The organism is Achromobacter denitrificans NBRC 15125 (assembly GCF_001571365.1).
GTDB lineage: Bacteria > Pseudomonadota > Gammaproteobacteria > Burkholderiales > Burkholderiaceae_B > Achromobacter > Achromobacter denitrificans.
Genome location: NZ_BCTQ01000001.1, coordinates 252,145 through 272,172 on the forward strand (window position 1 = coordinate 252,145; position 20,028 = coordinate 272,172).

Sequence of the window (20,028 nt, forward strand, 5' to 3'; positions counted from 1 at the left end):
GTTCATCCGCAACGAGGGCGGCCTTTTTCCGAAGGCTCGTCAAGCGCCGACCGGCGTGCAAAGCTCGATCAAGGCGCCATCCGGGCTCCGGACATAGGACACGACCTGCCCCCATGGCTTTCTGTCCGGGCCGGCAAGCTCGACCGCGCCGGCTTGTATCGCCCGGGCATGCGCGGCCTCCACATCGTCGGTGACCAGGCCCAGTTCCATGCCCAGCGGCTGGACCGAGTCCGGCGCCGCCCCCCTACCACGCCAGATGGAACATCGCCTTCGCCAGCACCACGATGGCCACCATGTGGCAGAACACGCTGATGTGCAGCCGCCGCTGCAACTCGCCGGTCAGGCGCTTGCGCTTCGCCATCGCCAGGGCGGTGACGACGTGCGCCAGCACGCTCACGGCCAGGGCGATCTTGAGGGTCAGGAGGATGCCGAAGGACGAGCTGCCCGGACTGGCTAGCGCGCCGCGGTACTGCCAGGCCAGGCCCAGGCCGGCCAGGTAGAGCACCAGCACGGCCCAGGGGACCACGGAGCGCACGCGCGGGCCGAGCTGCGTGCCCAGCGCCTTGCGCACGTCGGGAGGCAGGCGCCGGTGCACGGGCTCCAGGAACAGCACCTCGAAGGTCACGGTGCCGACGAAGACGAAGGCGGCCAGCAGGTGCAGGATGAGCAGCAAGGGATAGGTATTCATGGCAGGAAGACTCCCTCTATTGCCCGTGATTGTCTCATCCCGGCGCGCGCCTCCGGGATGAGATTCGTCAAGCCGGCCCGGGCGTCCCGTCGCCTAGAACCGGTAGGCGACCCCCGCGCTGAAGGAGCGCCCGTTGCCGGGCAGGAAGATCGGCATGGCGGGCGTGGCCGTGTTGCGGATGGCATAGCTGCTGGCGTAGGTTTTGTCGGTGAGGTTGTCGGCCTGCAGGTATCCGCTCCAGTGCGCATCATGCTCGTAGGCCACCTTGAAGCCCAGCAGCGCGTAGGCGTTCTGCTGGGTGCCCGGCGCGTTCGCATGGTTGGTCTCCGTGTCGCTCATCAGCCAGCGCAGGTTCGGGCCGAAGCGCCAGCCGCCCAGGCGGTACATCACTTCGGCGCTGAGCAGATGGCGCGGCACGCCCGCGATGCGGTTGCCCTGGTATTCGCCGCTGCGGAAGCGGAAGTCGCTGAAGGTGTAGGCGACGCGGTAGTCGAACAGACCGGCGCCGGGCGCGGGCAGGCTGCCGCTGACGCCGGCTTCGATACCCTGGTGGCGCGTGCGGCCGGCGTAGTTGTACGTGCCGGCCGGGGTGCCGTTGGCGTTGGTGACGGACATGAGCTCGTCTTCGACGTTGCTGCGGTAGAGCGACAAGGTCCAGTTCAGGTCGCGCCCCGCGACGTTGAAGCTGCCGTCTCCGCCGATCTCGTAGGTGAGCGCGCGCTGCAGGTCGAGCTTGCTCATGGAGGTGACGGCGCTGGCGGGGTTCATGGGCGCGGGCACTTCGCCATTGACGATTTCCCAGAAGGTGGGCGCCTCGTTGCTGCGGCTGACGTTGGCGTACCAGCGCTGCGTCGCCGCGGGTTGCCAGATGATGCCTCCGCGCGGCGTGGCGTAGTTCCAGTCCTGGTCCAGGGTCTTGCCGGCATTGCGCTCGCGGGCGTCGCGCACAGCCTGGGTGTATTTCAGGTCGCCGACCAGGCTGAGCTGCTCGGTGACGTGCCAGTCCACGCCCACCAGGGCGCTGCGGTTCTCCGCCTTGAGGTCGTAGACGCCGAAGCGCTGCAGCCGGCTGCCGTCGGCGGGACGGATGGCGTAGAGATCGCGGTCCATGTCGCTGCGCTGCCAGTCCAGGGCCACGCGGTAGTCCACGCTGCCCGCCTTGCCGGCCAGCTGCCACGCGAGGCCGTAGGTGTCGGCGTCGGTGACGTTGGCGACCTGCGGATTGGTGAAGTCGTCGTTGGTGCGCTGCCAGTAGATGCCGGCCGTCTGGTTCAAGGCATCCGTGCCCCAGTAGCTGCGGTTCGCGATGCGGAACTGGCTGGTGTCGCGGTGGGGATCGCGCTTGTAGACGTTGTTGGCCAGGTCCTGCGGCGTGGTCCCGTCGCCCAGCACGCTGCGCGGGTCCTCGTACATGCGGGCCTTGGGGATGGGCTGGGGAATATCGAACTTGAGATCGGTGTAGGACAGATAGGTGCGGTTCTCGAACGTGCCGCGGCGAAAGCCCAGGTTGCCCTGGAAGCTGGAACGCTCGGACGAAGAATGGTGGCGGTAGCCATCGGACTTGTCATAGCCGAAGCTGAAGCGGCCATCCAGGCGATCGTCCTCGAACCCTTTGGAGAGCGTCAGGTTGCGCGTTCCGAAACTGCCGCCGCCCAGGCGGATGACGTCGCTCTGGACACCCGTGAGGGATTGGAAGTCGACCTCGCCGCCCAGCGTGCTGGCGCCGGGCGACAGCGCGTTGGCGCCGCGCCGCACCGTGACCAGGCCGGCGTTGCGCGGTTCGAGCAGGCTGATGATGAAGGAGCCGTCCGCGTCATTGAGCGGGAGGCCGTCCTGCATGAGCAGGATGCCGCGGCTCAAGGGGTTGCTCTGGATGCCGGAACCCCGGATGTTCAGCCGCGGCTGGTCCAGGCCGCCGAAGAACTCCTGCACGATGATGCCGGGCTGATAGTCCAGCGCGTCGCGCAGCGTGATCAGGCGCACCTCCTGCTGGGGCTGGATCAGGTTGGTGCCGCCGGGCACGGCCTGCAGTTCTGTCTGGGCCTGGCGGGGGCCGGGATCCAGGGCGCGCGTCAGGGACTCGCCGGACACCACCACGGGAGCCAGCGAAGGCACGACCTGCGAGGCCGGCGCCTGCACGGTGGGCTGGGCATGGGCCGAGGACAGGCCGAGGGCGCCGAAGGCGAGGCTGGACGCCAGTTGGCGCAGGACGGGGGACGTCATGGGAGTGCTTCCACGGAAAACGAGAAATGGGCTGGACGAAGAGCCGGCGGCGCGCCGGCCTGTCTACCAGGACAGATGGAACATGGTCTTGGCCAGCAACACGATGCCGACCATGTGACAGAACACGCTGATGTGCACCCGCCTGCGCAGCGCGGCGTGCAGGCGCTGGCGGCGCGCCAGCGTCATAGCGGTGACGACGTGCGCCAGCACGCTCGCGGCCAGCGCGATCTTGATCGACAGCAGCAGGCCCAGCGGCGAACCTGCGGGACTGGCAAGCGCGGCGCGGTACTGCCAGGCCATGCCCAGGCCGGCCAGGTACAGCACCAGCACCGCCCACGGCACGACGGCGCGCACGCGCGGCCCGAGCTGGCCGCCCAGGGCCTTGCGCACCTCGACGGGCAGGCGCTTCTGCACGGGCTCCAGGAACAGCACCTCGAACGTGACGGTGCCGACGAAGACGAAAGCGGCGAACAGATGCAGGATGAGCAAGAACGGATACGTGTTCATGACGATGCTCCGGTATCGGGAAACAGGAATCGGGACGCGCCTCGGGCCGGACCGCCGGCCGCCAGGAGCAGCTCGCGCAGGTGTTCCGCGCCGCCCCGGCCGCCGTCCGGCGGGCCGTCCGGCGGGCCGTCCAGCGCGATCGGCGTGACGCGCCCCCGGTCGACCATGACGCAGCGGTCGACCAGCCCCAGCAGTTCCTCGGGGTCGTGGCTGATGCACAGCAAGGCCGCGCCGCTGCGGGCCAGTTCCTCGCCGCAGCACGCGGCGAGCTGGCGGCGCAAGGCCGGATCGAGCGCGCTGAAGGGCTCGTCCAGCATCAGCAGGTCGGGGGCCATGGCCAGCGCGCGGGCCAAGGCGACGCGCTGCGCCATGCCGCCCGACAGTTCGCCGGGCCAGGACTGCATGGCGCCGTCCAGGCCGACGCGGGCCAGCCAGCGGGCTGCCAGGGTTCGCGCCTCGGCGGGCGGATGCCCGGCGCCCCGCAAGGGCAGGACGACGTTGTCCAGCGCATGACGCCAGGGCAGCAGGCGGGGCTCCTGGAACATCAGCACCGGCAGCCGGAAGCCGTTGCGCAGCGTGCCGCCGCTGGGGCGCGCCAGTCCTGCGGCCAGGCGCAGCAGGCTGCTCTTGCCGGCGCCGCTTGGGCCGATCAGGCCCAGGCGCTCTCCCGGCCGCAGGCGCAGGTCTACGTCTTGCAGCACCGTGCTCGCGCCATAGCGCAGGGACAGGGATTGCATTTCAAGCATGGCTGGGCTCCATCCATCGGCCCAGCCGGCGCTGCAGCGGCTGCAGGAAAGCGAACTCCAGCAAGGCCACCAGGCCCAGGATCAGCAGCACCCAGGCGAACAATTCAGCGGTATCGAACGTGCTGCGGGCATTGGCCAGGGCATAGCCCACGCCGTTCTCCGCGCCCAGCACTTCGGCCATCACCACCAGCCGCACGCCGCCGCAAGCGGCGATCAGCAGGGCCGCCAGGAGCGGCGCGCTGAGCGCCGGCAGATACAGGTGGCGCAGACGCAGCCACGGGCCGTAGCGGTATACGTGGGTCATCTCGATCAGCTTGCGGTCCACGTGCAGCATGCCTTTGACGGTGTTGACGTACATGCCGGGCGCCATCATCAGCGTGGTGATGAAAATCACCATGGGCGAGCCCAGGCCGAACCACAGCATGGCCAGCACCACGACCACGACCGGCGGCATGGCCATCAGCAGCCAGCGCAAGGGCTCGACCAGCCCGCGCAGGCGCGCGCTGTGCCCGGCCAGCACGCCCAGCGCGAAACCGATGGACGCGCCCGCCAGCACGCCCACGCCGATGCGCATCAGGCTGACGCCCGCGTTGGCGAAGAACTCGGGGCTGCGCACCAACGGGCCGATGGCGCGCAGCGCCTCCCAGGGCGTGGCCATCAATAGCGGGCCGAGCTGGCGCGCGGCCACATGCCAGGCCAACAGAATCAGCAGCACGCCGGCGGCGCTCCAGGCGCGCGAAGTGCGCGTCGGCGCGGCGAGAACGGGGCCCCGCCCCTGGTCCGATCCGCTCATGACGCGTAGAACCCGGCGGGCGGCAGGCTGCCGCCGATGGCCTGCGGATAGCGGTCGGCCAACAGGCGATACAAGGCCTCCAGTTCAGGACGCGCTTGCTGCGCGCTGCGGCTCTCCAGCCGGGTGCCGCGGATCGCGGTCTCGATGGCGGGCTGGGGCAGATGCGGCAGGTGCTCGCGCACCAGCGCCGCGCACTCGGCGGGATGCTCGACGCACCAGCGCGCGGACGCGGCGTACGCCTGGTTCACGGCGCTGCAGAGCGCGGCGTCGTCCGCCACGCGGGCGGCAGCCATGACGCCGGCCTGCGGCAACGAGGGCTGCGCGGGAAAGGCGCCGCGCCAGGCCTGCTCCAGGCTCTGGCCGCGATGAAGCGCGGGCGCGCCCGCGGTCTGTCCGGCGCGCCACAGCAGCAGCGACGCCATGGGCTCGACCAGCAGCGCCTGCGCGGCCTGGCCATTGAGCATCAACGCGATGGCGTCCTGGCCGTCGCGGGTGCGGCGCAGCCTCACCGGCCCCAGGCCTCGCGCGGCCTGCGCTTCCAGCAAGGTATCCAGCAGCACCGCCGGCAGGTCGCGCTGGAACGGCACCACCAGTTCGCGGCCGGCCAGGTCCTCGAAGGTGCGCACGGCCGGATCGCGGCTGACCAGCCACAGGATGCCCCACACCGAAATGTTCAGCAGGCGCACCGGCATGCCGCGGTTGTGCAGCAGGGCCGGCAGCGTGCACGGCGCGGCGCTGAAGTCCAGTTCCCCGTTGACCAGCAGCGTGCGCAGTTGGTCGGGGGTCTGCCACAGGCGGAAGCGCAAGCTGTCCGCGTGCTCCGCCAGGGCGCCGGTGGCCACCATGTGCATCAGGGGATAGCTGACCACGGCGCCGGGGCCGGCCAGCGTCAGCACGTCATGGCGGCGCGGCGCCGCCGCGCGGGCGGCAGGCAGGCCGGGCAGCAGGGCCGCCATCAGGGCGGCGGCGCAATAGCGGCGGCGGGCGGGAGAATCTCTCATTGGATTTCAAATAAGAATTGTTATCGTTTAAGATTCTCCCATTCACGCTGAAAGACCCAGAATGACAAATATCAATCTGCCCGGGCCGGTCCCGGCCGCCCTGCTGGCCGCGCATCCGCTGCTGCGGGACCTGCCGCCCGGCATGGCCCCGGAAGTGGCCGCGGACCTGCTGCGCGGCGCCAGCCCGCTGCGCGCCGAGGCCGGGCAAGTCCTGTTCGGCGAGGGCGACGAGGCTTTCCACTACCTGTTGATCGAAAGCGGGCAGGCCGAAGTCATGCGCTATGGCTACAACGGCGACGAACGCGTGTTCCGCGTCTTCGAGCCGGGCCAGCTGATGGCCGAGGCGGCCATGTTCATGCCCCATGGCCGCTATCCGATGCAGGCGCGCGCCCGCAGCGCGCTGCTGGGCTGGCGGCTGAGCCGGCGCCAGTTGCACGACGCGTGCCGGCGCTGGCCCGACCTGGCCCTCGGGCTGCTGGCCGCGCTCAGCAAAAGCCTGTACGACCAGGTGAACAAAGTGGACTGGATGACGTCCAGTTCGGCGCCCGAACGGCTGGCCAACTACCTGATGGACCTGCACGCGCGCCAGGGCGACACGGTGACCCTGCCGCTGAACCAGCGCCAGCTTGCCGCCCACCTGGGCATCCGCGCCGAAACGTTGAGCCGCCTGCTCAACGAGTGGCAGACGCAGGGCTACATCAACGGCAAGCGCCGCGAATGGGCGGTCCAGGATCCGGCCCACCTGGCCAGGCTGGCGACGACGGCCAGGCGGCCGTTCTGACTCGCGGGGCGCCAATGACTTTTGTCATCGGCGCGTTCACGCGCCGCGCAGGACAATGCCCGCAACGCCGTTTCCCGCCCCGCCATGTCCCAGCCCTCCACCGCCCCGTCCGACCCGACCTCCCCGCCGATCGCCGAGGAAGACATCCGCCGGCTGGTGCACCGCTTCTACGCGCAAGTGCGCCGAGACGACACGCTGGGCCCGATCTTCAACGCCCGGGTCGCGGACTGGGACCATCACCTGGAGATGCTTTGCGACTTCTGGTCGTCGCTGCTGCTGGGCACGCGCCGGTTCAAGGGCGCGCCCATCCCCGCGCATGCGCGCATTCCGGATCTGTCCTGGCCGCTGTTCCAGCGCTGGCTGGCCCTGTTCCACGGCGTCACCGCCGGGCTCGGGCACCCCGAACTGCAGGCGCGGGCCGACGCCATGTCCGAACGGATCGCGGCCAAGCTATGGGATGTGTGGCAGCACCGACAGACGCTTGCGCGCCTGCCCGACACGCTGCCTGAAGGCGTGCGCCCCTATCGGGAGAGTCCCGTGTTCACGCCCGACAATCTGCCGGCCGGATTGCGCGCCGCGCATACGACCAAGGACGGAACCTGGGGGCTATTGAAAGTGCACGCCGGCGTCCTGCGCTACACCCTGGACGACCCGCCGCACACCGAAGTGGTGCTGGCGGCCGGGCAGCAAGTGGTGATCGAACCGGGCGTGCGCCACCACGTGGCGTTCGAACTGCCGGGCAGTTTCCGGATCACGTTCTGCCGGGCCGGGGACGCCAGCCTGCCCGCCCCGCCCGGCGCCTGAGACGCTTACTTCTTCTTGCCCGAGGCGTCCTGCTCCACCACCATGTCCAGCACGTACACCTTCGAAGGCGCGTCGGCGGGCGGATTCTTCCAGTCGTATTGCTTCACGCGCAGCACGGTGCGCACGCCGTCCCGGTGCTCATAGCCCTCGATGGACTGGTACAGCGGATGCCACTTGTCCTTGGCGGGCTGCTGGATGCCGGCATCGTTGTAGCGGCGTTCGCGCACCATCAGGCATTGATAGCCCGGAATCATGGGATGGCTGCACTCGGCCTTCTTCGCGGCGACTTCCAGGAACATGATCTGGCCGGCGCTGCCGTAGAGCGTTTCCGGCGTCGGCTCGCCGACGAACGTCAGGATGCTGCCGTCCTTGGCCGCCAGTTCCAGCGAGGGCTCGGCGGCATCGCCGGCGAGCGTGGCGCGCAATTCGCCCTTGATGCGCTGGCCGATCTCGGCATCCAGCTGCATCAGGCTCTGTTCGCATGCCTTCATCGTGGAGGCAAGGTTGTCGACGCGCAGCACGCCGTCCTTGTAGGTATATCCGCCGAACTGCGCATTGCAGCCGCCGCGGATGTTCAAGGCGTCTTCGGTGAAGGCCAGGCGCAAGGGGTGCTCGATCCCGGCCTGGAGCGCGGCGATGGACTTGCCCGAGGCATCGGTGGCGGAGGCCAGGCGCCAGTAGTAGGCGGACAGGCTCAGCTGGCTGGCGGGCGTAGTGGCGGCGGGAGTAGGCATGGAGGACGATCCTTCGCGAGGAGAGGAAGCCGGGGCGCAAGCTTGGAGCAAGGCGGCGCATACGGACGCAAGGAGGATGGTTTTTTTCATGATTGGGTCCTTTCAGCCGGATGGCACTGATGAAAAGCGGCATTCTACGTCCGGGGTATGGACGAATCGGCCGCGCAGGCACCCAGACCGTTTCAAAACCTTGCAGCGCATGCGGCCGCCGAAACGCGGCTGCGCGCCTCGCGCAGACCCGCGTCCCGCTGCGGCCCCGAACGCGCGGGAACGCGCCTGAGCCCCCCGCCGCCTAGCGGCCGGCGATTACAGACTGACACGATACCCGCAAAATCCTGCATTTCTTGGCGAACGGGTTTCATCCCGCCCGCAGCATTCCCGCTTCTTCCCGAATCGCGCCCCGCGCCGCGAGGCTGGACACCGCCATGCCGACCCGCGCCTCGGCGTCCGCCAGGGTCCGCGATATGCCCAGCAACCGGCAGACGGACTTGATGACGTCGGCCTTCGGCGTGTTGCCGGTCATGGCCAGCACATGCAGCACGCCGTTGCCCAGTTCTTCCAGGCAAACCTCGTCTATCCTGCGGCGCGTGGCCTCGTCCTCGCCCGCGCCCCGAAAGCCTTTCCATTCACCGGGATCGGCGCCGTCGGGCCAATAGAACGTGGCTCCGCTCTCATCCGCATGCGCGGCCTGCGCCGGCGTCAAACTCCGCAGCCTTTCCACGATTCTGGCGCCGGTGCGCTCCAGGCCCCAGGCTCGCGCCACTTTACGGTGCAGGACCGCCTCCGCTATCGGCCCCTCGATGTCGATGGCCAGGCGCAACTGCGCGGCCAGGCTATCGTTGCTGGCGCGCAGGTGGAATGCCTCGGCATCGCCGCCCTCCAGTTCGGCCAGTCGATAGGTCTCCCGCCCTTCCGCTCCTGGAACCGTCGCGGCGCTTTCCGCCGCCGCGCCCTCTTCGGTGATGATCACGAATTCGACCGGCGCATCCCCCTCGTCGACGGCCTCCGGCTCGGCGTCGGCCGCGACTTCGGGCACAACCTCGGGCTCATCGCCGGGCCCGCGCTCCAGCTCGGCATTCAAGCGCGCCAGCAGCTTTTCCACTTCCCGCTCGGGATTGATCCACCAATCCGTGGACCACACCCGGTGCAGCCTCCAGCCCAGGCCTTCCAGCACCACTTGCCGCAACCGGTCCCGATCGCGCGCGGTGGCGCCGGAGTGATAGGCCCGGCCGTCGCATTCGATGCCGAGCAGGTAGCAGCCCGGAGCCCGCGGATCCACCACGCCCATGTCGATGCGATAGCCCGAGCACCCGACTTGCGGATGCACGGTCCAACCGCGTTCGCGCAGGACCTTGATGACCTCCGCCTCGAACGGGCTGTCCGGCTCCCGCCCGGTGGGCAGCGATTGCTGCACCAGGGCGCGCGGCCCCTTGAGCGCGAATTCCAGATAGTGCTTCAGGTCCCGCACGCCGGCGGCGCGCACCCGCGACAGGTCGATCTGCTGCGGCAGCAAGGTGCTGTAGATCACCACGCCTTCCCTGGCTCGCGAGATCGCGACGTTCAGGCGGCGATGCCCGCCTTCCCCGTTCAAGGGGCCGAAGTTCATGGTCATCTTGCCCCCGGCATCGGGACCGTACGTGATCGAGAAGTAGATGATGTCGCGCTCGTCGCCCTGCACGTTCTCCAGGTTCTTGATGAATAGCGGCTCGCGCGACTGGGCCGAGATCGCCTTGTCGAGCGCGGCGTTGGCGCGGCGGCGGGCATCCAGCAAGGTCTCGATCAGCGACTGCTGGGGCTGGTTGAAGGTCACCACGCCCAGCGTCTTGCGGCGGCGGGCGGGATCCAGGTAGTGCTGTTCGATGCCCTGCACGATGGCTTGCGCCTCGGCGCGGTTCGTGCGGCTGCCGCCGCGGTCGTAGACGCCGGCAACCCTTTCCAGCCGCACGGCCACGTCGTCGGTGACCGGCGACGGGAAGGTGATCAACTGCGAATCGTAGTAGGTGACGTTGCTGAAGGTGATCAGGCTTTCGTGCTTGCTGCGGTAGTGCCATTGCAGCCGCAGGCGGTTCATGTCGGCGCCCAGGCATTCGTCGAGGATGCTCTCCAGATCCGCGACCTGGCCGTCGTCGTCGGCGCCATCCTCCTCGCTGGTGGATTTGCTGAAGAAGCTGGTGGGCGGCAGCTGCTTGGTGTCGCCCACGACCACCAGTTGCTGGCCGCGGGCGATGGCGCCCACGGAGTCCCAGACCGGAATCTGCGATGCCTCGTCGAAGACCACCACGTCGAACTGCGAATGGCCGGCATCCAGGTACTGGGCCACCGACAGCGGCGACATCAACAGGCAGGGCTTGAGCTTCGGCAGCAGCGTCGGCAGACGCTGCATCAGCTGGCGCACGGGCACGTGGCGGGCCTTTTTCTGCAGCTCGCGGCGCAGCAGGCCCAGTTCGCTGTCGGGGCTGACCAGGACGCCGTTGCCCGCGGGCACCTTGCCGGCCAGGGTGGCCGCGATGTAGGCCGAAGTCAATTGCTGGTAGCGGTCGTCCGCCAGCCTGAACTCGCGGATCTTGCGCTCGTGGTCGGCACTGGAGAAGGACCGCAGCACGGGAGACTGGTCGATGATCTTCTTCACCCACCAATTGCGGTAGCTGTACTCGAAGTGCGCCTCTACCTGCTCCAACGGAATGCCGCCCTGCTCCAGCGTGGCCACCAGCCCCTGCAGCTGCGATTGCACGGCCTGCTCGCGGGCCTGGCGCCAGATGCACCAGGGCATCAGCAACTGCCTGTGATGGCGCCAATCGGCGAGGACGCCCCGGATACGCTCCAGCGCGCCGCCGGCCTCCGCGGCGCCCGCCAGCGCCTGGGTGGGCTTGGCCAGGGCATCGACCTCGGCCAGCCTGTCCCGCAGTTCGCGCCACGCGTCCCGGTAATCCAGCAGGCTCTTGCCCAGCGCCGCCTCGGGTTGCAGGAAGCTCCTGTTCTCGCCCACCAACGCCTGCAAGCGGCTGCGCAGCTCGGCGGCGCGAGCGGGGTCTCCCGCGGCCAGGGCGACGGCGTCCGCATAACGCTGCGCCCATTGCTCATGGCCCCGCGCGGCCTCCCAGTCCGTGGACAGGCCCGCATAGCCCTCTTGCAGCAACCGCTGCGCGTCGGCTTTCAAGGCGGACAGTTCATGGTCTTCCGCGTTGACCCGGGCCAACGGTTCCAGCACGGCGGCGATGGCGGCGTCGTCCGGCCGCCGGCCATCGCCGCGATAAGCCGCCAGCCGCTTGCGCATGCCGCGCTTGGCCAAGGCGGACTTGGGCCACCATGCCGCGCCCGCCGCCAGCCATTCCGCCTTGAGCGCATTGGCGTCCAACTGCGCCAGTTCCGCATTCCACTGCGTTCCCACCCGCTCCCATTGCGCGTTGCGCTCCAGGCCATGGCGAACCATGGCCTGCACCTGAAAGCGCGCGGCGGGGTCATGCGCTTGCGCGGCCAGGCCCGCCGGCACGCGCGGCGCCGCCAGCAGCGCATCGATCAAGCGGTCCAGCCTGCCGTAGGCATCGAGGCTCAGGCCGGCGGCCGGCAAGCCCAGCCCCTCGCCCGCCGCGACGGCCCGCGCCTGAAATCCGGAGACCGCCTGGTCCAGCGCCTGCGCCGCCGCCAGCAGGGCATCCTGCCAGCTCGGGCTCCAATCGGTCATGCCGACGTGAGCCAAGGGGTGGCCGACCAGCTCGCCCAGTTCCCCGGAGAGCGTGGCGATGCGCCTGGCGGTTTCGCGCAGCTGCGACAGTTCCTTGCGGCCGTGGGCCTGCGCGTCCGGCCAGGACATCGGCGAGGGTTCCCGCCCAGCGTGCTGGATGCAGGTGCCGATGGCGTCGAAGACCGTCAGGCCGTTGGGGTGCTCGGCGTGCAGCGCGTCTACCAGCCCGTTCAATTCCTGGCGCAGCGCGCCCAGGCGCTCGGCCTCGCGGGCCCAGTCGTCGCTGCCGCGCTGGCCGCCGTGGTCCAGGGCCTTGCCCAGTTGCAGCAATACCTCCGACTTGCGGGCCTTGGAGGAATGCAGCTCCAGGCAGAACGGCCCCAGTCCGATGCTGGCCAGGCGACGATGCACCACCTCCAGCGCGGCCATCTTCTCGGATACGAACAACACGGTCTTGCCGCGCGCCAGCAAGTGGGCGATCAGGTTGGTGATGGTCTGGCTCTTGCCGGTGCCCGGCGGCCCCTCCAGCACCAGATCGCGGCCCGCATCGACGGCGCAGATGGCCTTCAACTGGGACGAATCGGATAGCAGCGGGGTCAGCAGGTCTTCGGGCCTGTGGCTCTCGTCCAGGCGATCGTAGCGCTCCTCGCCGCCTTCTTTCGCGAAGGCCTGGCCCGGATGCTCGATCAGATGACGGACGACCCGGTTCTCCTTGAGCTGCGCGCTGCGGTCCTGCAAGTCCTTCCACATCAGGTACTTGGTGAAGGAGAAGATGCCCAGGTGGACCTGTTCCAGCACTTCCCAGCCCGCGATCTCGCGCACGGCCAGGCGGAAGGCCTGCAGCACGCGCGCCACGTCCACGCCCTTGTCGTCGGAGGGCAGCGCCGCATCCAGGCCGGGAATGCGCAACTCGTAGTTGTTGCGCAGCATCTGCAGCAACGTGGGATTGATGATGGTCTCGTCGTCGTGGCGGACCAGCCGGAAGCCGCTGCGGACCGACTGCCGCTGCAGCGACACGGGCACGAGGATCAGCGGGGCCAGGTGGGCGCTCTCGGCGCCGGGGCTCTCCGTCCAGCGCAACATGCCCATGGCCAGGTACAGCGTGTTGGCCCCGCCCTCTTCGAGACCGGTGCGCGCCGCGCCGAAAATGGCCAGCAGGTTGGCGTCCAGCGCGTCTTGCGGAACGCGGGCGATCAGTTCCTTGTTGGACAGCGCGTCCAGCGCCATGTCGTCCAGCGGCGCGCGGCCGCCCCGGCTCTCGTGCACCTCCGCCATGCGCGGGTCGCCGCCCTCCATCAGCGCCGGCAAGGGCCGGATGCGGAATTCGCTGCCATCGGCAATGGCATCCTCCAGGCGGCCGAGGTCGGGCGCCGCCAGCGGCAAGGTCGATTTGGTGTTCTTGAAATTCAGCAGGCGGTTGCGCAGCGTCAGGTCGAGCAGCCGCGACTTCCATTTGGCCAGGCGACCTTCCGGCGTGTCGTCGGCGGGCTCCAGGCTGATGACGAACTCCGGATCCAAGGGCGGCAGTTCCGGCGTAGGCTCGATCGCAGCGGGGAGCTTGGCCTCGTCGGCCTCCCCCGGCGCCACCGGCGCCGCGCGCGACGGCAGCGGCTTGATCTGGAGTTCGCGCGCGCGATGCACGTCGATGGCGTAGCGGAAGCTGTCCGCCTCGCGCAGATGCGCCGCGCCCTGCTCCATGGCCAGGCGCAGCGACGGCCGATGGTTCGGATGCTGCGCGATGCCCGTGGTTTCGAACACCAGCAGCTCGCCACTGTCCACGCGCTTGCGCACCGCCTGCACATCGTCGGTCAATGGATCGGCGAAGCAGGCCTGGTGCAGCCACACGCCCACCCAGGCGTGCCCGTCCTTCATCAGGATCACCGGACGCAACCCCGCCTGTTCCAGGCAGGAGGAGAACAGCATCGCCAAGTCCAGGCAGGTGGCCACGCGGGCCTCCAGGATCCGGTCCGGCGTGCGGATCTTCTGTCCGTCCACCCCGAAGGACGCGGGCGGCTCGGCGTAATGCAGGCTCTCGGCGGCCAGGGTGCTGTAGACGGCGGACACCTGTTTCCAGACCACGTCGCGGCTCCTGGACTGGTAGCCGTTCATCTGCAGATCGTCGTGCTCGCCGCGCAACAGCCTGGCGGCCTTGCCGATCAGCACGTCCACGGCCGGATTGTTCGGCATCGAGAAGGCGGCCAGCAATTCGGGCAGGGCGCGCGTGCCCGCCCATTGATCGTAGGCCAGCACCGTCACCGGCTGCGCCGCGCGGGCCAGCTCGCGATCGCCGGACTGCACCACCACATTGATGCTGGCGCGCACCGCCTCCTGCAGGTCCGCAACATAGGCATGGTCGGGCGTCAGGTCCAGCGGCGCGTTGCGGCGCGTCTCGCCTGGCAGCAGGCGGTCGAACCGCAGGGTGACGCCCTGCGCGAACGCCGGATTGCAGCTCACCCGCAGCTCCACCGCCTCGAACGTCTGCGACGACCGGTTGGTCAGGCGCAGCGAGCGGACGACGGGCACCGAGTTCTCCAGCGACGCATAGCCCAGCGTCGGGTCGGCCTCGATGTCGATGGCAATGGGCGTATCAGGCCCCGCGGCATGTGCCGCCCCCTCCTGGATCGCCGGCAATTCCAGGTCTAGTCGCTTGTCCATCCATTTCTCTCGGTTCGATTCATCGCCGGCCCGCACGCGCAGGCTCCGCCGGAGCGCCCGCCCCGTCTCTGATTGCGAATTCTAAGACGCCGGATCGCATTTCCGCTGATCGGACATATTGCGATTTCGGACAGGCCCTCCCGGACCCGGGCCATATTGAATCGGATGGACCGGCCGCGCCCGGATTAAATCGCAGCCCTCTGCCGGCCATTCTCGGATCGCGGCGAGCCGGGAATGGCAAAAACATTTTTTCCCGATTTCGCTTACATTTCCTGCTTTCAATATATTTTTATTACACAAAAAAACAATAATGCGACAGGGTGTTGCGACACAACGTGTCGCAGGCGTTCCCTAAACTCCCCTCGTCGATAACCCACCGCCGAAAGAAAATGCCTGTTGAAAATACGCGCCGCGCCAGTGCCAAAGGGGAAAAACTGGCGCAACGCCTCTCTCACATACTCGCGCTGCTGCATCAGGGCGACGCGATAGATAAGCATCAGCTCGCCCTCGACTTCCAGGTCGACGTGCGCACGATCGAGCGCGACTTGGGCGAACGGCTGTTACATATTGCGGAACGCAACGGCGACGGACGGTGGCAACTCACCCATGCCGCCCGCAGCACCGTGCCGGCGCGCAACCTGAACGACTACGCCCAATTGGCCGGCACGCAATATCTGTTTCCCGATCCCAGCCTGCGCTTCCTGCTTGAACAGCTGCAAACACCGGCGGCGAAACGCGCCGTGCATGTGCAGCCCGCCGCGCAGGAAGACCTGCGGGGCCGGAACACGGCATTTTCCCAGTTGCAGCAGGCCATTCAGGCGCAGCACGAGTGCCGTTTTGAATACAAGGACAAACCCCGGCGGGTCCAGCCCTACCGGCTTATCCATAAGAACGGCATCTGGTATCTGGCTGCCACCGAGGATGGCCGGCTCAAGAATTTCAGCGTCAGCCGTATTGGCGCGCTGCACGTGGATGCAGGAAGCCGGTTTACCCCGGACCCCGCGCACCACGATTACATCAATAACAAGGACGACGTCTGGTTTACGCCGGACACCACGGAAGTCCTGCTTCGCGTTTCTCCGGAAGCCGCGCATTATTTCACCCGCCGCCCGCTATTGCCGCAGCAGTTGAATCGAACGGGTCCGGACGGCTCATTATTGGTCACGACCCAGATCAGCCATCCCCAGCAATTGCTGCCCCTGGTGCGTTACTGGCTGCCGCACGTGCGCATTTTGCAGCCGGCGGCCCTGCGCCATGCCTTGCTCGAAAGCCTGCAGGACGCCATTGCCTCATGGGAGCAGGAATGAAATTGATTGCATTCCTGATATTCCTGTTTCTCGTTTTTTCCGTGCTCTATGGCATTGCGGCGGGCGTTCAGGCGATAGCCCGAGGGATCGCCCGCGTCCGGCCCGGCAAGCGAGGCGACGGATCCGAGACCCTCGCTTCGCCACGCCAGGACCGCAGCGCGCGCGCGGACGATGCGCCGCCCGCGCAATCCGGCACACCGCCAGCGGTATGCCGCCCGTGCATCGCCGAGCTCAATTCACTATTTGCCCTGCACCAATCCGGCGCTTTGACGCGAAGCGAGTTCGAGCGGCTCAAGCGCCATGTCCTGCAGGCGATTCCCTCGTAGCCCGATCTTGAATTCCCCAAGGAACATCAATGACCATCAATGACCAGAACGCTACCGCGCCCGACGCCCGCGAAGATCGCAAGACGCGCGCCGAGCAAGAGATCGCGCGTGCCGGCATCGCGTTGTCGGCCGACGAGACCGTGAACCGGTTCGGCAGCGCGAACGCCGAATTCATCATCGGCTATCGCGGCGTGGATAACGAAACCGGCAAGGAGTTCGCCAAGGGGCTTGCCGATATCGCCAAACACAGGGTCCATCCCGATCCGCTGGAAGGCGCCAAGAATATCAAGCAGCAGGCCGGCTATTCCGCCGAAGTCAGCGCGACCAGCCGCCGCAACGCCGAGGCCCATATCCAGCGGTCCGATATCCGCGTTTCTCGCAGCGACGACCTGCCCGAATACGGCAGGAACCACACCGTCGTCGACCTCGTCGAATTGCGCAACGGACAGATCATCGAAGGCTCGCAGGCGCAAATGAAGTTCGTCGGCAGCCGCGAAAAGCTGTTCGAGAGCATCGCCCGCGACGAGGGAGAATTCAAGCGATATCGCGGCGTGAAGCTTGAGTTGCCGTCGGAGCAATTCGAAGGACCCCAGGCGCTGCGGCAGCAAAGCCAGGCATTGCGCAAACAGGCGCAACAGGCCAGCGAGCTGGCCAAGTCGGCAAGTCAAAGGGGCGACCCCGGCGTTGCGCGGGAATACGAGAAGGCGGCCGCGAAGCATCAGCAAGAGGCCGCGAAACTCGATCGGCAAGCGATGGGCGCGAGGGAATTCTGCCAGGACCAGGCGGCCGCCCGCCGCGCCGACGCCCAGAGGGCTGAGCAAGCCGGCAGACCGGAAGATGCGGCAAAACTCCGGCGCGAAGCCGCCAACTACGACCAGTTGGCCGACAACGTCAAGGACAGCGGCATGACGTCCGAATATGCCGTCTTCTGCCGCGAAAATCCGAAACTCGCCACCGCAATGGAAATCGCGCGCACCAGCCACCGCGCGGGCATGGAGGGCGCGAAGTTCGGGGCCATCATCGGCGGCTGCATCACGCTGCTGAAAAACTCGCTGGCGCTGGCCCAGGACGAGAAGACCGCCAAGGAAGCGCTGGTCGACATGGCAACCGACACCGCCAAGGCCGGCGCGATGGGCTACGCCACGGCGCTGGCCGGCGCGGCGATCAAGGGCGGCATGCAACAGTCCGGAAACCAGGCCTTGCGCACGCTCGCCAACACCAGCGCCCCGACGCTGGCGCTGAACGTCTGCCTGTCGCTGGGCCAGTCCGTGAAGCGGTACGTTACGGGCGAAATCAGCGAAGCGGAATTGTTGACGGAAGTGGGCGAAAAAGGCGCCGGCATGCTATCGAGCGGCATGATGGCCGCGCTGGGCCAGCTCGCCATCCCGATTCCCTTCGTTGGCGCGGCCATCGGCGGCATGATCGGCTACTCGCTCTCCACCCTCTTCTACCAAAGCGCCCTGGATGCGGCGACGGCGGCGGAAACCTCCCGCGAAAACCTGGAACGCGTGCGCGCAATCCAGGCCGCGGCCCGCGCCAGCATCGCCGAGCAACAGGAATCCGTGGACGCCTTCCTGCGCCAGGAGATGCCGCAACTGCGCCAGCAAGCCCTGCGGCTGCTTGCCGTGGTCGACACGCCGAATCCCGCGGACATCAATGCGTTTTCAGCCGCCATCGATGAATATGCGAGCCTGCTGGGCAAGCAACTTCAATTGCGTTCGATGGCGGAGTTCGACGACTTCATGGCATCCGATCAGCCCCTGAAGCTCTAAGCCTCGCCCCCGTCACTCACCCACATCAGAAACAAAAAATGCTGCTGAAACTTCTTTCCGATCACGACAGAAAAGATTTCATTGAAGTCGCGGAACTGCTGATTCTCGCCGACAAGCCCTTGCTCTGGGATGGCAAGCTGAAAGACGAAATCACGCCGCAAACCAATATCTCCAAGATTTCCATCAAGAAATCCAGCAGCGATGAAACGCTGCTGGAGGAAGCGAAGGCCGAGTGCCGTCTGGATACCCACCGATTCTTCGGCTCGGGCCAGCAGATCGAAGACCGCATCGTGGAGCGGCTGCGGACCTTTCCCCTGCACAAGATCGAAGAACCGGAAACCCGGCTCACGGTGGCTTCGGGCGTCCTGCGGGAAATCCTCAAGGGCAAGAAGTCGGAGATGCCCGCCGTCCCCAAGCTCATGCTCTTCGAACTGATGCTGCTGGCCCTCGCGGGCGGCCGGATATCCAACGTCGAATGGCGTCTGCTCAACGATTTCAAGCACCACTACCAGGTGGAAGACTACATCTTCGAGGATTTGCTGAAGCGCGCCGAGATCACGCAGCAGGAAATCAACAAGACCCTCTCCATCGTTCTCGAATAAGGAAGACAATCATGGCGGTTCCCATCATTCTGGGTGTAGTCGCGGCCGGTTCAGCCTTGTACGGCGTATACAAGGGCGTCAACGGCGCGATCGACCAAAACGATGCCAGCGGCATCAATAACGATGCCAAAGCCATGGTCGACCAGGCGCGCAGCCTGGTCGCCACTCAGCGAGAGGCGACCAACGGCGTGCTGGAGGACTACGGCTCGCGCAAGCTGCGCGCCTTCAATGGCGTCATCGCCGACTTCATCGACACCTTCGGGCGCCTGAAGAACGTCGATATCATCGAAACGGCCGAACTCGACAAACTGCAGCAGGGCGACTTCTCGACCTTGTCGCTGGAAGACCTCCAAAAGGACTACCAGCTGCTGAAGGACGCCGGGCTGGGCGTCGGGGCAGGCCTGGGCGGCGGCGCAGCGGTGGCTTTCGGCGCCTACAACGGCACCATGCTGCTGGGCACGGCCAGCACGGGCACCGCCATCTCCACGCTGAGCGGCGCCGCGGCCACCAATGCCACGCTGGCCTGGCTGGGCGGCGGCGCCATCTCGGCGGGCGGAGGCGGAGTCGCCTTGGGCACCGCGGTGCTGGGCGGCCTGGTCGCCGGGCCGGCGCTGGCGATCTTCGGACATATCGTGGGCAACAAGGCGGAGGCCGCGCTGAATGATGCGCGCAGCAATCTGGAAAAGGCCAAGACCATCCGCGACGACGCCGCCCTGACGACCAAGAAGCTGAAGGCGATCCAGGAAGTCACGACCCTGGCCAACAGCACGTTCTCCAAGGTCAGCTCGCAACTGCGCCGCTCGGTGAGCGATCTGAGAAGCACGATCGACACCCATGGGGAAGACTACCAGGCGTACTCTTCCGATGCGCGTCAGACCGTGTTCCGCTCGGTCAAGTTCGCACAGCTGATCAAGGCCATGATCGACACGCCCATCCTCCAACAGGACGGGCAGCTGGTCGAGACGACCAAGGCGCGCGTGCAGGATATCGGCCAGGCCGCTTCCGGCCAGTAGGCCGATTCAGAATCCGGATAGCCCCGCGCCTCGCCAGGCCGGGGCTCCGCCCTTCCCCATGTCCAGCTCCTGCTCGCCGACCGCCGATTCCGCCTTCCCCTGCCACCAATGCGGCCTGTGCTGCCAGAACGTGCATCTTTCCAGGGAAACGCAGTTTCTGGACCGCGGCGACGGCACCTGCCGCCACTACGCGTCCGACACCAGGACCTGCGCCATCTACGCGGACCGACCCGACATTTGCCGGGTCGACCGGATGTACGCGACGCGCTACGTCCGCCTGTACAGCTGGAGCGAATTCGTGGCATTGAACCTCCAGGCCTGCGCGGCGCTGGCCGCCCTGCCCGGCCCGGGCGGCCAGCCCGAGGGCAAGGCCGTCTTCCGCAAGTAAGGCTGG

General features: G+C 67.5%; 17 protein-coding genes. 8 read left to right on the forward strand and 9 right to left on the reverse strand.

The genetic code is table 11. The annotated features are described in order from the left end of the window. Window positions 1–39 precede the first annotated feature (39 nt). The 7 genes from ADE01S_RS01125 to ADE01S_RS01155 all read right to left on the reverse strand — a co-directional run bounded on the left by ADE01S_RS01125 (window position 40) and on the right by ADE01S_RS01155 (window position 5,958). Complete coding sequence (locus ADE01S_RS01125; RefSeq protein ID WP_082775648.1) at window positions 40–210, reverse strand: VOC family protein; 171 nt, start codon at window positions 208–210, stop codon at window positions 40–42. Between the two features lie 34 nt (window positions 211–244). Continuing rightward, window positions 245–688, reverse strand: coding sequence for a CopD family copper resistance protein (locus tag ADE01S_RS01130; RefSeq protein WP_062679616.1), 444 nt, complete (start codon window positions 686–688; stop codon window positions 245–247). A gap of 93 nt (window positions 689–781) precedes the next feature. Further along, complete coding sequence (locus tag ADE01S_RS01135; protein WP_062679617.1) at window positions 782–2,911, reverse strand: TonB-dependent receptor family protein; 2,130 nt, start codon at window positions 2,909–2,911, stop codon at window positions 782–784. Between the two features lie 63 nt (window positions 2,912–2,974). Further along, a complete protein-coding gene (locus tag ADE01S_RS01140; protein WP_062679618.1) occupies window positions 2,975–3,418 on the reverse strand; it encodes a CopD family copper resistance protein in 444 nt (147 codons plus the stop codon). Next, window positions 3,415–4,164: an ABC transporter ATP-binding protein gene (locus ADE01S_RS01145; protein ID WP_062679619.1), complete on the reverse strand. Its 750-nt coding sequence runs from the start codon at window positions 4,162–4,164 to the stop codon at window positions 3,415–3,417. Before ADE01S_RS01145 ends, ADE01S_RS01140 begins: the two co-directional genes overlap by 4 nt. Continuing rightward, window positions 4,157–4,957: an ABC transporter permease gene (locus ADE01S_RS01150; RefSeq protein WP_062679620.1), complete on the reverse strand. Its 801-nt coding sequence runs from the start codon at window positions 4,955–4,957 to the stop codon at window positions 4,157–4,159. The genes ADE01S_RS01145 and ADE01S_RS01150 overlap by 8 nt, the downstream gene beginning before the upstream one ends. Beyond that, entirely contained in the window at window positions 4,954–5,958 is a 1,005-nt protein-coding gene (locus tag ADE01S_RS01155; protein ID WP_062679621.1) for a substrate-binding domain-containing protein, read from the reverse strand. Before ADE01S_RS01155 ends, ADE01S_RS01150 begins: the two co-directional genes overlap by 4 nt. 61 nt (window positions 5,959–6,019) lie before the next feature. Between ADE01S_RS01155 and ADE01S_RS01160 the strand changes: the two genes are divergently transcribed. Together ADE01S_RS01160 and ADE01S_RS01165 are read left to right on the forward strand one after the other, a co-directional pair. After that, window positions 6,020–6,739 (forward strand): Crp/Fnr family transcriptional regulator, encoded by a 720-nt coding sequence (locus tag ADE01S_RS01160; protein ID WP_062679622.1) that lies wholly within the window; start codon window positions 6,020–6,022, stop codon window positions 6,737–6,739. An 84-nt stretch (window positions 6,740–6,823) separates the two neighbouring features. Further along, window positions 6,824–7,543: a TehB-like domain-containing protein gene (locus ADE01S_RS01165; protein ID WP_062679623.1), complete on the forward strand. Its 720-nt coding sequence runs from the start codon at window positions 6,824–6,826 to the stop codon at window positions 7,541–7,543. Window positions 7,544–7,548: 5 nt separating this feature from the next. Here ADE01S_RS01165 and ADE01S_RS01170 read toward each other — a convergent pair whose 3' ends face one another. Next, window positions 7,549–8,277 carry an META and DUF4377 domain-containing protein gene (locus tag ADE01S_RS01170; protein WP_062679624.1) on the reverse strand — a complete coding sequence of 243 codons (729 nt, stop codon included), beginning with the start codon at window positions 8,275–8,277 and terminating at the stop codon, window positions 7,549–7,551. Window positions 8,278–8,635: 358 nt separating this feature from the next. Then, the gene (proA, locus tag ADE01S_RS01175; RefSeq protein WP_062679625.1) at window positions 8,636–14,614 is read right to left on the reverse strand and encodes an anti-phage protein ProA; all 5,979 of its coding nucleotides are present in this window, start codon (window positions 14,612–14,614) and stop codon (window positions 8,636–8,638) included. Window positions 14,615–15,003: 389 nt separating this feature from the next. On the opposite strand from proA, the gene ADE01S_RS01180 reads away from it, so the two are divergent. From ADE01S_RS01180 to ADE01S_RS01205, 6 genes are read left to right on the forward strand one after another with little or no spacing between them, the layout of a single operon-like run. Further along, on the forward strand, window positions 15,004–15,921 hold the full coding sequence (locus ADE01S_RS01180; RefSeq protein ID WP_062679626.1) for a helix-turn-helix transcriptional regulator: 918 nt from the start codon (window positions 15,004–15,006) through the stop codon (window positions 15,919–15,921). Further along, entirely contained in the window at window positions 15,918–16,247 is a 330-nt protein-coding gene (locus ADE01S_RS01185; protein WP_131828725.1) for an SHOCT domain-containing protein, read from the forward strand. The genes ADE01S_RS01180 and ADE01S_RS01185 overlap by 4 nt, the downstream gene beginning before the upstream one ends. A 29-nt stretch (window positions 16,248–16,276) precedes the next feature. Continuing rightward, window positions 16,277–18,019 (forward strand): hypothetical protein, encoded by a 1,743-nt coding sequence (locus ADE01S_RS01190; protein ID WP_062679628.1) that lies wholly within the window; start codon window positions 16,277–16,279, stop codon window positions 18,017–18,019. Between the two features lie 38 nt (window positions 18,020–18,057). Further along, window positions 18,058–18,621 carry a hypothetical protein gene (locus tag ADE01S_RS01195; RefSeq protein WP_062679629.1) on the forward strand — a complete coding sequence of 188 codons (564 nt, stop codon included), beginning with the start codon at window positions 18,058–18,060 and terminating at the stop codon, window positions 18,619–18,621. Window positions 18,622–18,632: 11 nt separating this feature from the next. After that, entirely contained in the window at window positions 18,633–19,634 is a 1,002-nt protein-coding gene (locus tag ADE01S_RS01200; RefSeq protein ID WP_062679630.1) for a hypothetical protein, read from the forward strand. Between the two features lie 58 nt (window positions 19,635–19,692). Then, window positions 19,693–20,022 carry a YkgJ family cysteine cluster protein gene (locus ADE01S_RS01205; protein ID WP_062679631.1) on the forward strand — a complete coding sequence of 110 codons (330 nt, stop codon included), beginning with the start codon at window positions 19,693–19,695 and terminating at the stop codon, window positions 20,020–20,022. The last annotated feature ends 6 nt before the right edge of the window (window positions 20,023–20,028 follow it).